Origin of the sequence: uncultured Duncaniella sp., from assembly GCF_910578445.1 — a bacterium.
In the GTDB taxonomy this organism is placed as follows: Bacteria; Bacteroidota; Bacteroidia; order Bacteroidales; family Muribaculaceae; genus Duncaniella.
This window is the reverse complement of record NZ_CAJTQC010000023.1, coordinates 33,896-49,043: the sequence shown is the minus strand read 5'-3', so window position 1 is coordinate 49,043 and position 15,148 is coordinate 33,896. Positions and strand designations below refer to the sequence as shown.

The window sequence follows — 15,148 nt, the reverse complement described above, 5'->3', positions numbered from 1 at the left end:
TATTTTGTATGACCCGGATGTAGACGGGATAGTACCCATCCGAGCGTTGCTTCTGAACGCATGGTCTTAGGGTTGCCATAACTCTCTTGTTTGATATATGATTAATATTTGATGCCTGTGGGCTTTTTTTTATTAATCAGAGATTTACGGCTGATTAAGCGCTCTAAACATCGCTCTAAACACGCTCTAAGCAGAGGGGGTAAAAAGTCTAAGCAATTTCTAAACATTTCCGTTCAAACTGCTCAGAAAGCGTGTCGGAATGAGCGGGAGGTCTAAGAGTAAATTAGGCCGTAACCCCTGCAAAGCAAGGTGTTACGACCTAATTGTCTGGTTTCAGGTACTAAGGATTACTCTTCGATGGCAGCCTGCGCCGCTGCTACGCGGGCGATGGGCACGCGATAGGGAGAGCATGATACGTAGTTCATGCCGAGGCGAGCGCAGAACTTGACAGAAGAGGGTTCGCCACCATGCTCACCGCAGATGCCGACTTTGAGCTCGGGCTTGGTCGCACGACCCTTTTCAACACCCATCTTGACGAGCTGGCCAACACCTTCCTGATCGAGAACTTCGAAGGGATCGGTCTTGATGATGCCGTGTTCCTTGTAGAACTTGAGGAACTTGGGAGCGTCGTCGCGAGAGAATCCGAAGGTCATCTGGGTAAGGTCGTTTGTACCGAATGAGAAGAAGTCGGCAACCTCTGCAATCTGATTTGCAACGAGGGCTGCACGGGGAACTTCAATCATTGTACCCACCTTGTAAGGTACGCTGCATCCGGCTTCCTCAAATACCTTAGCGGCAGTGATGTTGATTACGTCGGCCTGATTCTGGATTTCCTTGAGTGAACCTACGAGGGGAATCATGATTTCAGGATGAACGTCGATGCCACGAGCCTTGACAGCAAGAGCTGCTTCAATGATCGCACGTGTCTGCATTTCGGTGATTTCCGGATAAGTGATTCCGAGACGGCAGCCACGGTGACCGAGCATCGGGTTGAATTCTTCGAGTGAGTCAACCTTAGCCTTAACTTCTTCGAGGGTGATACCCATTTCTTCGGCCATTACCTTCTGGGTAGCGGTCTGGTGGGGTACGAATTCATGCAGAGGGGGATCAAGGAGACGGATTGTCACACCGTAGCCGTCCATAGCTTCGAAGATTCCTTCGAAGTCGCCGCGCTGCATGGGGAGGAGCTTGGCGAGGGCGTTTCGACGGCCTTCGAGGTCAGAGGCGAGAATCATTTCGCGAACGGCCTTGATGCGGTCGCCTTCGAAGAACATGTGTTCTGTGCGGCAGAGACCGATACCCTGTGCGCCGAAATGACGGGCCTGCTTTGCATCGCGGGGTGAGTCAGCGTTTGTACGAACAAGTGTCTTGGTATATTTGGCAGCAAGGTTCATGATTGCGCCGAAGTCGCCACCGAGTTCAGGCTCTGTAGTGGGGACCTGACCGTCGTAAACTTCGCCGGTAGAGCCGTTGAGTGAAATCCAGTCACCTTCCTTGTAGACTTTGCCACCCATTTCAACGGTCTTTTCCTTGTAGTCAACACGGATTTCACCTGCACCTGATACACAGCACTTACCCATGCCACGTGCAACAACGGCTGCGTGTGAAGTCATACCGCCACGCATGGTGAGGATACCCTGTGCAACCGCCATACCGCGGAGGTCTTCGGGTGAAGTCTCGATGCGGACGAGGACTACTTTGCGCTTCTTCTCGCTCCAAGCCTCAGCTTCGTCGGCAGAGAATACAATCTGGCCGGCAGCTGCACCGGGAGATGCGGGAAGACCCTTTGCTACGACTTTAGCGCGCTTGAGAGCTGCCTTGTCGAATACCGGGTGGAGAAGCTCGTCGAGTTTCTGGGGCTCCATGCGGAGGAGTGTAGTCTTTTCGTCGATTTCGCCTGCGCGGAGGAGGTCCATAGCAATTTTCACCATAGCAGCGCCTGTGCGCTTGCCGTTACGGGTCTGGAGCATCCAGAGCTTGCCGTCCTGAATGGTGAATTCCATGTCCTGCATATCCTTGTAGTAGTCTTCGAGACGGCCTGCGATAGCGATAAGCTCGGCTGCGCAAGTAGGCATAGACTCTTCAAGCGAGGGATATTTCTCAGCACGTACTTCCTCGCTGATGCCCTGAAGGGCAGCCCAGCGGCGTGAACCCTCGACAGTGATCTGCTGAGGAGTGCGGATACCGGCAACCACGTCTTCGCCCTGAGCGTTGATGAGATATTCGCCGTTGAAAATATTTTCACCTGTAGCTGCGTCACGGCTGAAAGCAACACCGGTAGCTGAGTTCTCACCCATGTTACCATAAACCATCGCCTGAACGTTGACAGCTGTACCCCATTCTTCGGGAATCTGGTTCATGCGGCGATAGATGATAGCGCGCTCGTTCATCCAGCTGTCAAACACAGCGCAGATACCACCCCAAAGCTGTTCCCAAGCGTCGTTGGGGAAGTCCTTGCCGGTATATTCCTTTACAGCAGCCTTGAAAAGCTTGACAAGATTCTGGAGGTCTTCTACAGAAAGTTCGGTGTCGAGCTTGACGCCTTTTTCTTCCTTGACCTTATCCATGATTTCCTCAAACGGATCGATGTCAGTCTTGCTCTTGGGCTTCATGCCGAGCACGACATCACCATACATCTGGACGAAACGACGGTAGCTGTCCCATGCGAAACGGGGATTGCCGCTCTTGGTTGCGAGCGATTCAACTGTAGCGTCGTTCATGCCGAGGTTGAGGACAGTGTCCATCATACCGGGCATCGATGCACGTGCGCCGGAGCGTACAGATACGAGAAGGGGATTTTCGGGGTCGTTGAATTTCTTGCCTGTAAGTTCTTCAACATGGGCAATAGCTCCCTGTACTTCTTTTTTGAGGTCTTCGACTACTTTGTCGCGGCCATACTGGGTGTACTCGGTGCAGACCTCTGTAGTGATTGTGAAACCGGGAGGCACTGGCATGCCGAGAAGGTTCATTTCAGCGAGGTTAGCACCCTTGCCTCCAAGGAGATTGCGCATCGAGGCATTGCCTTCAGCTTTGCCATCTCCGAAAGTATAAACTCTTTTCATTCTGTAATTAGATATTGATAATTTGAATTACGTTTTTAAGATTAAATATCATTGCTCCGGTCAAGGAGATTTGTTAGAGGATGAGAGTCAGCCACCATATTCGTGCAAAACACGCACTGAAGGGGTTATGGTTAAAGTTGTAACTTAATGCAAAGATATAATTTTTTTTCGCCAATGACAACCTTTTGAGCCTTCTTTTAGCAAAATTATGCTTGTTTTTGCACTTGAAAAGTCCGACGGCCACCAGTTTAATCATATTTTATGACTTTTGACGGTGGAATGGTCGTTATTATGGCTGACGGAAGTATCAGTACAAGAGCCGCCACGACAATGATTGACAGATTGAGTATGATTAATGCCGGGACTGACAGCAGCATCGGGACATGATCAAGATAATAGGCTTCAGGATTCAGTGGGATAAATCCGGTTGCGTCCTGAACAAGTATCGTGCATATGCCAAGCAGATTGCCGATTACAAGCCCGGCGACAAGAATACGCATGGTCAGATAGACAAACGACCGCCGTATAAGCGAGTCGGACGCTCCTAAAGCCTTCAGGATGCCTATCATGTTTACGCGCCGTAATATTAATATGTATAGAGACGAAACGAGCGTAAGACATGTAAGCAGCGACATGAGGGTCAATATCACTATGACATTCGTGTCGAGCAAGGCCAGCCAATTGAAATACAACGCTGCCGAAGTATGGACATCCGTGACGGCATAGTAAGTCGGCGTGTGGCCTGTGTACAGCTTCTCAAGCAAGCCTGATGAGAGCCGCTCGCCACACTCTGCAATCTCCCGGTCGCTTCCAAGTCCGTGGATTTCAATCTGCGTTCCAAGATTCTTCCCTACGCCTGCAAGCGCAGAAAGCATAGGCAACGTGGAAAAGATATAATTGTCGTCATACTCGCTGAAATGAGTGTCATAGATAGCCGCCACCTTAAGCCTCCGCGTGCGATAACTGTCTCCTCCAAGAAAAAAAGCATCGATTTTCTCTCCGATTTTCACCGACAGATCCCTTGCGAGGTTACGCGATATAATGATATGATAAAGTGTGGAATCAGCCTTGAAATCCGGGATTTCACCTTCGACAAGGTTCTGTCGCATGAATTCCCAGTCATAATCACGGCTCATGCCTTTGACTATCGCCCCTGTAAAATCTGTCGGAGTCTTCAAAATCACCGGCTGCCGGATGGCAAGCACAGTCGATGCCGTTTCAGGCAACATTTCAAGCACCGGCCTGACATCATTGATGTCGACAAGCGGCGACTTGCTGTTGTCAGAACTATGAACCGAAATCGACAATTGAGCGTCGAACCCCATTATCTTTTGACGGATTTCTTCCTTGAAACCCATCATAACAGCTATGGATATGAGCATCACAACCACCGAGAGCGCTATGCCCGTGACGGCGATTACTATTCCCGACTGCATTTTCCCTGACGGAGTGCGCAGCGAGAGACGATTGGCAATGAATATGGATAGTGACATGACGAGGGGCAAAGTTAGAAAAATTTATCGACTTTTCTTCAATTTTTCAAACGCCACTATCCACATCGTTGACTATGTTGACTATTATGCAATCTTAGAGGCCGTTTAAAACAACAACGCTATTCTGTAGACCACAAATGCCACCACCCACGCAAGAAGCGTGTTATAAACCACCGAGAACAGTCCATAGCGCGGATTTCCCGTCTCCTTGATAATGGCAGTGACAGTCGCTATACACGGACAATAGAGCAGCACGAACACCATGAAACTCAACGCAGCTGCGGCTGTAAAATCAGGTTGTCCCGTCACTTGATTCGGGGCTGTCAAGCGGGCCGAGAGTGTCTGGTCGCTCGCTTCCTCATCGCCGGTGTAAAGCACACCGAGAGTCGACACCACTATTTCTTTTGCAGGCACACCGGCAAGAGCTGCCACCGAAGCACGCCAATGGAAACCGATGGGCTCAAGTATCGGATTGATCGCCTTGCCTGCCATTTCAAGATAACTGTCACGCGACGTATCAATCGCAGAGTCGTCAGCCACAGTCTCGGCCGACACATCCTGCGCAGATTCGCCATCGTGGAGAGGGAAATAATTGAGCGCCCATACAACAATACTTGCCACAAGAATGATGCCTCCCATCTTTTTGAGATACTGCTCTCCCTTTCCCCACATGTGGCGCAATGTCGCCTTCATAGTCGGTATGCGGTAAGGCGGAAGTTCCATGACAAACGGCGTCACATCCTCGCCGAAATAGAAACGGCGTAGCAAACGGGCTGTGACACCGGCCATGAGTATACCGAGCAGATATATGCACATAAACACGAATGTCGCATGATTCGGGAAAAATGTTCCGATAAGAAGCACGTAGATCGGCAGTCGGGCCGAACAACTGATAAACGGGTTTATAAGTATAGTTATAATCCTGCTTGAACGGCTTTCAATCGAGCGTGACGCCATTATGGACGGCACAGTGCAACCGAAGCCCATCACCAGAGGAATAAACGATTTGCCATGCAACCCAAGCCTGTGCATCACTTTGTCCATAATGAAGGCGGCACGCGCCATATAGCCGGAGTCCTCCATGAAAGAGATGCAAAGATACAGGATAAGAATATTCGGAAGGAACACAATCACGCCTCCCACACCTCCGATGATACCGTCGGCAATAAGGTCTTTGACCGCTCCGTCAGGCAGATATTCACGGGCAATGTCCCCGAGCCATCCAACAAGCCCCTCAATCCATTCCATCGGATAGGAACCAAGCTCGAATGTGGCCCAGAAAATAAAAAACATTATTCCGAGAAATATCGGGAAGCCAAACAGTCGGTTGGTGACTATCGTATCGATTATACGAGTGGAATTGATTTCCTCTTTTTTAGATGCCTCCATTGTCTCGGCGAGCGCGCCGGCGATGAAGCCATACTTGGCGTTTGCAATCGACATATTGATGTCGTCGGTGACCTTCGGCAATCCTGCCAGCAATGAATCACGCAAATCGACAATCTCTTTCCCCGAAGGGAGAGCCTTGATAGCTTTTTCAACCTCCACATCTTTTTCAAGAAGCTTTATGGCAAGGTAGCGGGGAGAAAAATGCAACCCGACATGCGGATTCTTCTTAATAGCGTCTTTTAGCTCTGTAACGGCATGCTCTATATCCGCGCCGAGATTCACATGGATATGGCGCACGGCAGGATCCGTTCCCTCATATACGCGTATCACAGTATCGAGCAGTTCGTTGACCCCCCGCCCCGTGCGGGCAGCCGTCGGGACAATCGGCACACCTATCATTTCGCCAAGCATCTTGCAATCGAGTTTGACGCCTGAACGTTCAAGCTCATCAACCATATTGAGTGCGATGACCATACTCCGGTCCATGTCGATAAGCTCGGTTGTCAGATAGAGGTTACGCTCAAGGTTAGAACCGTCGACCACATTAATTATTACATCCGGGGTCTCGTCGCGAAGATATTGGCGCACATACAGCTCTTCGGGAGAATAAGATGCAAGAGAATATGTTCCGGGAAGATCGACTATATTGATGCGGAAATTCTTATATTTCACACTTCCGGCCTTGGCATCGACGGTGACCCCACTGTAGTTACCGACATGCTCGCGCGCGCCGGAGACCACGTTGAACAGCGAAGTCTTACCACAATTGGGATTGCCGATGAGAGCTACATTGATAGTCCGCATTGCATGGCTGTGACTGTCATGACCGTGAGCAACCGAATGGCCCGGATCACCACTTTCTTCCAACACGGCCGATTGGTCGATATTATGCCGGAGAGATGAATGAACAGAGTCCGACTCACCGGCCGACACCACGACAAGTTCCGCTTCCGACCTGCGAAGCGACACCTCGTAGTCCATGACTTCATATTTCACGGGATCGCGAAGAGGCGCGTCAAGAAGAACCCTGACCTTGCGTCCTGTCACAAATCCCATTTCCAACATTCGTTTTCTGAAGGCCCCGTGGCCCAATATTTTGACAACCGTGGCTTCCTGACCCGGTTTTAAATCTGAAAGTCTTGTGAGCATAATAATCTGATATGCGTTATTTGGCCACAAACTTACATATTATTTATATTGTAGGAAATACCTAAAAATAATGATTTTTCATCATCGCAGGCTATATGGTGTAATTTCTGGCTCCACGGTGCAATAAAGATTGAAAATTCAAGTTATAAGAATGAACGATTACACCTATTCAACTCAATTTTGTCCATGATTTCACTCAGACATATAGTAGCTGCGTCAGGCATCGCGATTTTCGGGTCGTTTGCCGCCTACTCTCAGAAAAATGAATTTAATCCGGTGCAGACCGGTGTCAATTCGCTCGGTATCGCCCCCGACGCACGCGGAGCGTCAATGGGCGACCTCGGCGCTGCGACTGATCCAGATGCAAACAGCCAGTATTGGAATCCGTCGAAATACGCGTTTGCATATTCACGCGGTGCGGTTTCGCTCAGCTATACTCCTTGGCTTCGAAAACTTGTCAACGACATCTTTCTCGCCAACGTCGCAGGATACTGGAAAATCGGAGCTGAAGACAATCAGGCTGTGTCAGCATCGCTGCGTTATTTCTCACTCGGTGAAGTGACGGATGAAAACGGAGGAATGGGCATACAATCCATCAATCCATACGAAATGAGCTTTGACATCGGCTATTCGCGCAAGTTGTCTGATAAATTTTCAATGGGTATAGTGTTCCGTTACATATACTCCGACCTGAGCTTCAGCGAGAGCTATGCCGACGACTCATCGACAGGCGCATCTGCATTCTCGGCCGACATCTCTGGCTACTACACCACTTATCCTATCATCGGACGCAATGAGTGCCAGTGGTCATGGGGCTTTGATATTTCAAACATAGGCTCGAAAGTCAACTATAATCACGGCGACAACCCGGCATTTCTGCCCACGAACCTCCGTCTTGGCACATCGTTCACATTCCCGCTCGCCGACTACCATAACCTGTCGCTCAATCTCGACCTCAACAAACTCCTTGTCCCGACCAAACCGCGCAGAGAAGACTATGCGGACGACACTGACGGAGAGATTGATTATGTGAAAGCCGAAGAAGACTGGCAGAACATGTCGTCGATAACCGGTATTTTCAAATCTTTTTCCGACGCACCCGGCGGAATGAAAGAAGAACTGCGCGAAATTTCATGGTCACTCGGAGCGGAATACAACTACAATGACCAGTTCTTCCTCCGTGGCGGTTACTTCTATCAGAATCCTACCAAAGGAAATTTGCAGTATTTCGCACTCGGAGCCGGATTTGCCCTCAACGTCCTGCGCTTGGATGCAAGCTACATGGTGGCTACCGCGCAGAATTCGCCACTCGACCAGACCCTCCGTTTCACTCTGACTTTCGACATGGACGGACTGAAAGAGATTTTCGGCAAGCGTTAATTCATCCCCTGATAATTCTACATCTCATTCTATAATTAATAATGATACGAACCGGATTGGGATACGATGTCCATCGCCTCGTCGAAGACCGACGGCTGATACTCTGCGGAATCGATATCCCTTATGAAAAAGGACTTCTCGGACACAGCGATGCTGATGTCGCCCTCCATGCACTTTCCGACGCTCTGCTTGGAGCGGCAGCGATGCGCGATATCGGTTACCATTTCCCTGACACAGCAGCTGAATATAAAGGTGCAGACTCGCGTGTGCTACTGCGCCGTGTCGTGGAACTGATTACAGAAAAAAATTTCACGATAAACAATGTGGATATTACCATTGTCGCCCAGCGTCCGAAACTGCTTGATTTCATTCCGGCTATGATTCAGAACGTAGCCGACGACCTCGGTATATCCGCCGACTGCGTATCGGTCAAGGCCACGACGACCGAACGGCTTGGTTTTGAAGGCCGTGGAGAAGGAATTTCCGCAATGGCCGTGGCAACGCTATCCGACCCGCGACACTAAAAAACGTAATTACATTTCATACGGCATATCGAAATTTTGTCACGGACTCTACTTTCCCGTGAGCAAAAGGCATAAATCAGAAACCTCGTCAGGCATAAAAATTACATGCCCGGCGAGGTTTCATCGTTTTTATATGCGAATTGTGGTTATTCTTCCTGTTGGTTCATCAGAAACTTATGGATGCCCTGCGCAGCCTTACGCCCGGAAGCAATACACCGCACAACGAGTGAAGCACCGGTCGACACGTCGCCTGCCGCAAATACTTTCGGATTGCTCGACTGCCCGTCGTCATTGACCTTGACATTGCCTCGCGAATCTTTTTCAAGACCGAGGGTATCAATCACTCCTTCCGGCACAGGGTTGGTGAAACCCATGGCAAGTAGCACGAGATCGGCTTTGATTGTTTCAGTCTTGCCGGTGTGTACGAGATTCATCCGGCCTGTTTCCGGATCTTTCACCCACTCCACGGCCTCGACCTCCACCTCCTTGACACGGCCGTCGGAATCCGGGATGAAACGTCGGGTGTCAAGTAGCCACCGCCGGTCACACCCTTCAAGATGACTGCTCGAAGTCTTGAGGACAACAGGCCAATAGGGCCACGGCGTATCGGGATTCTCCCCTACCGGCGGCTTTGGCATAATCTCAATCTGAGTGACCGATAGAGCGCCCTGACGGTGAGCTGTCCCGACACAGTCGCTGCCGGTGTCACCGCCTCCGATCACAAGCACATTCTTTTTCTTGGCCGAAATACGCTGTTCGCGACTGACTTCCGCTCCTGCATTCACACGGTTCTGTTGCTGAAGAAGTTCGAGAGCAAAATGCACGCCTTTCAGATTGCGGCCATCAACCTTCAGATCGCGTGGCACTTCCGCACCCATAGCCAGACAAACCGCATCGAAATCTTTGAGAAGTTCGTCAATACTTATATCAGTCCCGACACGGACACCACACTTAAACTCGATGCCTTCTGCCTTCAACAAATCAAGGCGGCGGTCAATCACACTTTTATTAAGCTTGAAATCAGGGATGCCGAAACGCAGCAACCCTCCGGCAGCTTCATTTTTCTCAAACACGGTCACATTATGGCCGCGACGGTTAAGCTGATTGGCACATGCCAGACCGGCAGGCCCTGAACCAACAACGGCTATACGGAACTTCGTCCGCCTTTTCGGAGGACAGGCGGTCACATAGCCCTCGCTGAATGCACGTTCGACTATTGCTGCCTCATTTTCGCGTATCGTCACAGGCTCGTGCTGCTTGTTGAGCACACAGCCTTTCTCACAGAGAGCCGGACAGACTCGCCCCGTAAATTCAGGGAAGTCGTCAGTCATGGTCAGAAGCTGATATGCGCCCTTGATGTCATTTCTGTAAAGATAGTCCTGCCATTCTGGCTGACGGTTACCAAGCGGACAACTCCAATGGCAAAAAGGCACACCGCATTCCATGCAGCGCGACGCCTGCAACCGGCGGTCCTCGGTGTTGAGAGTCTGTTCGACCTCACCATAATCATTCACGCGGTCATGAATCGGACGGTAGCCCGCTTCCTTGCGCGGTATATTTAAAAATGCTGTGGGATTTCCCATGTCATAAATTTTAAAGCGTAATTACTAATAAACCATGTCAGTCGACCTGCATTGAGGCGATACGGCGCTCAAGATTAGCGACTTTCTCATCGTGAAGCACCTTCTTGTATTCAATCGGGATAATCTTTATGAACTGTCCCACATAATTGTCCCAATCATCAAGCATAGCGCCTGCGAGCGGACTGTGGGTATATCTGAAATGATTTCCTATAAGCCGATAGAGCTCACGGTTGTCAGCCATTTCCTCAATCAGTGAAAGTTCGACCATCTCCATATTGCAGAAATAATCGAAATTTCCGTCAGGATTCCAGACATAGGCTATACCTCCGCTCATTCCTGCGGCAAAGTTACGTCCGGTTGTCCCAAGCACCACCGTGCGACCGCCTGTCATGTATTCACAGCAATGGTCTCCTACCCCTTCGACCACAGCAGTAGCACCGGAATTGCGGACACAGAAGCGCTCGCCGACGCGACCGTTGATATAAACTTCTCCTGAAGTAGCGCCATAGAGAATAGTGTTTCCGGCGATAATGTTGGATTCCGGTGCGAATTTCGATCCGGCAGGCGGAACAATCACAATCTTACCGCCCGACAGACCTTTACCTACGTAGTCGTTGGCATCTCCTTCGAGACGGAAACTGATGCCGTGAGCGAGGAATGCACCGAAACTTTGACCGGCCGCCCCCTTGAATGTACAGTTGATTGTATTATCCGGAAGTCCGGCGTCACCAAACTTCTTCGCTATCACGCCGGAAAGCATCGCTCCGACCGAACGGTCTGTGTTACAGATAGGGAATTCAAGTTCGACAGGCATGCACGACTCTAAGGCCGGATATGCACGGCTGATAATCTCCCTGTCAAGCACATGGTCAATATCGTGTTTCTGTCGGATGACATTTATTATCGCGTTCGTAGCAGCTTCGGCCGGGACATGCAGCAGGCGGGAGAAATCAAGGCCTGATGTCTTCTGTCCTTCCAGCTCCTCACGCACAAACAGCAAGTCGGCACGACCTATGATATCATCAAGCCTTCTCACTCCCATCCCGGCAAGTGTCTCCCTGATTTCACGGGCAAGGAAGCGGAAGAAATTGACAACATATTCCGAACGGCCGGTGAAACGCCTGCGCAATTCCTCATTCTGTGTCGCGACACCGACAGGGCAGGTGTTCTTATGGCATTTACGCATCATGACACATCCGAGGACTATCAGAGCGCTCGTAGCAAAACCATATTCCTCCGCACCGAGCATCGCCATTATAATCACGTCGCGCGCACTCTTGAGCTGACCGTCGGCCTGAAGTTTCACCTGACCGCGAAGATTGTTGATGACGAGCGTCTGCTGGGTCTCGGCAAGCCCGATTTCCACCGGTACGCCGGCATAACGTATCGAACTCGCGGGCGATGCGCCTGTACCGCCATCACTGCCGCTGATTGTTATCAGATCGCTCTTTGCTTTTGCAACACCGGCGGCAATCGTGCCGACACCACTTTCCGCGACGAGTTTCACGCTCACATTGGCCGACGGATTGACATTTTTAAGATCGAATATGAGCTGTGCAAGGTCTTCGATTGAATAGATGTCATGATGTGGAGGTGGCGAAATAAGCGAAATACCGGGAATGGAATGGCGCGTTTTCGCAATAATCTTGTCGACCTTGAATCCGGGCAGCTGGCCACCTTCACCCGGCTTCGCACCCTGCGCGACCTTAATCTGAATTTCATCAGCGTTGACAAGATACTCGGTCGTCACTCCGAAACGGCCCGATGCCACCTGTTTGATTGCAGATCTGGCCGACGAACCGTCGGGACGGGGGGTAAACCGCTCGGGATCTTCACCGCCCTCTCCCGTATTGCTTCGCGCTCCTATGGCGTTCATCGCTATGCCGAGAGCCTCATGGGCTTCCCTGCTTATCGATCCAAATGACATAGCGCCGGTGACAAAGCGCTTCATTATAGCTTCTTCAGGCTCGACCTCATCGACCGGAATCGGTTCGCCTTTGCGGAAATCGAGAAAATCGCGGATGAATATAGGCTTCGGCTTATTATCGACAAGCGATGTGTATTCCTTGAACTTCTTATAGCTGCCAAGACGTGTGGCAAGCTGTAGCGTAGCTATCGTTTCAGGATTCCAAGCATGCGACTCACCGTCTTTTCGGAATGAATACTGCCCGATGAACGGCAGCGGAGATTCCGTATCAAAATCCTCGTCGAACGCTTCGGCGTGAGGACCGGTGATACCGGCAGCAAGCTGCTTGATATCGACTCCTCCGATTTTGCTCACCGTATGTCCGAAATATTCACTGCACACGGATTCGGAAAGGCCGATAGCCTCAAAAAGCTGTGCGCCCTTGTAGCTTGTAATGGTCGAGATGCCCATTTTCGACATGACCTTAAGCAGCCCTTTGTCAATTGCCTTGATATAGTTTTTGGATGCGGTATCGAAATCGAGCTGTATGTCATGACGTTTAACCAGATTATCTATTACAGCAAACGCAAGATATGGATTTATCGCACTCGCTCCATATCCGCTGAGAAGAGCGAAGTGCATCACCTCGCGCGCATCGGCGGTCTCTATGACGAGCGCTGTCTGCGTGCGCTTCTTGCAGTCAATCAGATGATGATGGACGGCGGCAGTGGCAAGCAGCGATGGGACAGGCGCATTGTCAGCATTTACTTCCCTGTCGGACAAAACCACATAGTTACATCCCTCGTCGACAGCCTGTTCAGCCTCACGACACAAGCGCTCGACGGCTTTAACGAGCCCTTCATGTCCTTCCGATGCCGGAAATGTCATCGACAGCTTGCGCGTATTGAACCCTTTGTAACGCAGATTGCAGAGAAGATCAAGCTCTCTGTTGGTGATTATGGGGCGTTTAAGCAACACCATTTTGCAAAGCTCCGGTGACGGGTCAAGCAGATTGAGCTTGACAGCCCCAATATAACTGTCAAGGCTCATGACCAACTCCTCACGCAGCGGATCGATAGCAGGGTTGGTCACCTGTGCGAAATGCTGACGGAAATAGTTGAACAACAACTGAGGTCCTTCCGAAAGAACAGCTATAGGTGTATCCTTGCCCATTGAATTGACAGGCTCTTTCCCGTCAGTAAGCATAGGTGTGATGATTTTCTCCACTTCTTCACGATTGTAGAGAAATGTATGAAGCAAGCGGCGGAAATCACCAACGGTATTTTCGACCTTGCGTCCGCTGCTGATGCTGTCAAGGCTTATACGGTTGCGCGACAGCCAGTCGCGGTAAGGGAATTCATTGGCAAGAGCCTCTTTCAATTCAGCATCCTGATAAATTTTACCTTCCTCCATATCTACCATCATCATCTTGCCCGGACGCAGACGGCCCTTCTCCTTAACCTCAGAAGCATCAAACGGAAGCACACCCATTTCAGAAGCAAGCACAACAGTGTCGTTATTTGTGATGAGATAGCGTGCGGGGCGCAGACCGTTACGGTCAAGCATACCGCCGGCATAGCGACCGTCGCTGAACAGCAGGGCCGCAGGGCCGTCCCATGCTTCCATCAGGATTGAATTATACTCATAGAAAGCCTTCAATTCCGGCGAAATCGGATTCTTATCATTGAATGATTCAGGAATAAGCATCGAGAGGGCACGCGGAAGGCTCATGCCCGACATGACAAAGAATTCAAGCACATTGTCAAGTGAAGCCGAATCGCTCATGCCAGGCTGCACGATAGGTGTCATGTCGCGGTCACCGAATGCAAGCGGCTTAAGCATACATTCACGCGCTTTCATCCAGAGACGGTTGCCCTGTATGGTGTTGATTTCGCCATTGTGTCCGAGAATCCTGAACGGCTGCGCAAGTGACCATGTCGGGAACGTATTGGTGCTGAAACGCGAGTGCACAAGAGCCATCGCAGTGGTGAAACGCGGATTCATAAGATCGGGGAAATAGTAACGGAGCTGAAGGCTCGACAACATTCCCTTGTAGATGATGACACGCGATGACAGTGAGACGATATAAAAATCATCCTTACCATCAAGCGAGAGCGAACGCACTTTCTTCTCCACTGCCTTGCGCAGAAGATACAGACGGACTTCGACAGGTTCATCGGTCTCTTCATCCGAAACAAAAATCTGCTTTATGACAGGTTCTGCCGCCCGTGCCACCGAACCGAGCTGCTCGTTGTTGACAGGCACATCGCGGACGGCAATCAGTTTCAGGCCAAGTTCGATAGCCTCGCGCTCGATTATGCCGAGTATAATCTGGATAGTGTCGTCATTGTGCGGAAAGAATACGAGTCCTGTTCCGTAGCGTCCTTTTTCGGGAACAGGAATTCCTTGCAGCAAAATGAATTCATGAGGAATCTGAACCATGATTCCAGCACCGTCGCCGGTCTTCGGATCAGCGCCCTCTGCTCCACGGTGGACCATGTGCTCCAGCACTTGCAATCCTTTTTCCACAAGATGATGAGACTTGATTCCGCGCACATTGACGAGGAGTCCGACGCCACAAGCGTCATGCTCGAAACGGGGATCGTAGAGTCCTTGTTGTTTTGGTGTTGACATTTGCATATAAAAACTTTAATTCATTATA

At 50.4% G+C, this 15,148-nt stretch carries 7 protein-coding genes; 2 read left to right on the top strand and 5 right to left on the bottom strand.

Going from position 1 to position 15,148, the window contains the following annotated elements; genetic code table 11:
• Nucleotides 1-347: 347 nt before the first annotated feature.
• The 3 genes from ppdK to feoB all read right to left on the bottom strand — a co-directional run bounded on the left by ppdK (nucleotide 348) and on the right by feoB (nucleotide 7,093).
• On the bottom strand, nucleotides 348-3,062 hold the full coding sequence (ppdK, locus tag QZ311_RS09635) for a pyruvate, phosphate dikinase (protein WP_297067113.1): 2,715 nt from the start codon (nucleotides 3,060-3,062) through the stop codon (nucleotides 348-350).
• 248 nt (nucleotides 3,063-3,310) lie between these two features.
• Entirely contained in the window at nucleotides 3,311-4,555 is a 1,245-nt protein-coding gene (locus tag QZ311_RS09630) for an FtsX-like permease family protein (protein WP_297067111.1), read from the bottom strand.
• Nucleotides 4,556-4,660: 105 nt separating this feature from the next.
• The gene (feoB, locus tag QZ311_RS09625) at nucleotides 4,661-7,093 is read right to left on the bottom strand and encodes a ferrous iron transport protein B (protein WP_297067109.1); all 2,433 of its coding nucleotides are present in this window, start codon (nucleotides 7,091-7,093) and stop codon (nucleotides 4,661-4,663) included.
• A 186-nt stretch (nucleotides 7,094-7,279) separates the two neighbouring features.
• On the opposite strand from feoB, the gene porV reads away from it, so the two are divergent.
• Together porV and ispF are read left to right on the top strand one after the other, a co-directional pair.
• Entirely contained in the window at nucleotides 7,280-8,473 is a 1,194-nt protein-coding gene (gene porV / locus QZ311_RS09620) for a type IX secretion system outer membrane channel protein PorV (RefSeq protein ID WP_297067108.1), read from the top strand.
• Between the two features lie 38 nt (nucleotides 8,474-8,511).
• A complete protein-coding gene (gene ispF, locus QZ311_RS09615) occupies nucleotides 8,512-8,997 on the top strand; it encodes a 2-C-methyl-D-erythritol 2,4-cyclodiphosphate synthase (protein WP_297067116.1) in 486 nt (161 codons plus the stop codon).
• A gap of 146 nt (nucleotides 8,998-9,143) precedes the next feature.
• On the opposite strand, the gene QZ311_RS09610 is transcribed toward ispF, so the two are convergent.
• Both QZ311_RS09610 and gltB read right to left on the bottom strand, forming a co-directional pair.
• Complete coding sequence (locus QZ311_RS09610; RefSeq protein ID WP_297067106.1) at nucleotides 9,144-10,580, bottom strand: glutamate synthase subunit beta; 1,437 nt, start codon at nucleotides 10,578-10,580, stop codon at nucleotides 9,144-9,146.
• A gap of 37 nt (nucleotides 10,581-10,617) precedes the next feature.
• Nucleotides 10,618-15,120, bottom strand: a complete 4,503-nt coding sequence (gene gltB / locus QZ311_RS09605) for a glutamate synthase large subunit (protein WP_297067103.1) — start codon at nucleotides 15,118-15,120, stop codon at nucleotides 10,618-10,620.
• Nucleotides 15,121-15,148: the final 28 nt, after the last annotated feature.

What these genes read in the sequence shown, in the direction of transcription:
- porV (WP_297067108.1), top strand. Translation starts at nt 7,280, where the DNA reads ATGATTTCACTCAGACATATAGTAGCTGCGTCAGGCATCGCGATTTTC.
- feoB (WP_297067109.1), bottom strand. Translation starts at nt 7,093, where the DNA reads ATGCTCACAAGACTTTCAGATTTAAAACCGGGTCAGGAAGCCACGGTT.
- QZ311_RS09630 (WP_297067111.1), bottom strand. Translation starts at nt 4,555, where the DNA reads ATGTCACTATCCATATTCATTGCCAATCGTCTCTCGCTGCGCACTCCG.
- QZ311_RS09610 (WP_297067106.1), bottom strand. Translation starts at nt 10,580, where the DNA reads ATGGGAAATCCCACAGCATTTTTAAATATACCGCGCAAGGAAGCGGGC.
- ppdK (WP_297067113.1), bottom strand. Translation starts at nt 3,062, where the DNA reads ATGAAAAGAGTTTATACTTTCGGAGATGGCAAAGCTGAAGGCAATGCC.
- gltB (WP_297067103.1), bottom strand. Translation starts at nt 15,120, where the DNA reads ATGTCAACACCAAAACAACAAGGACTCTACGATCCCCGTTTCGAGCAT.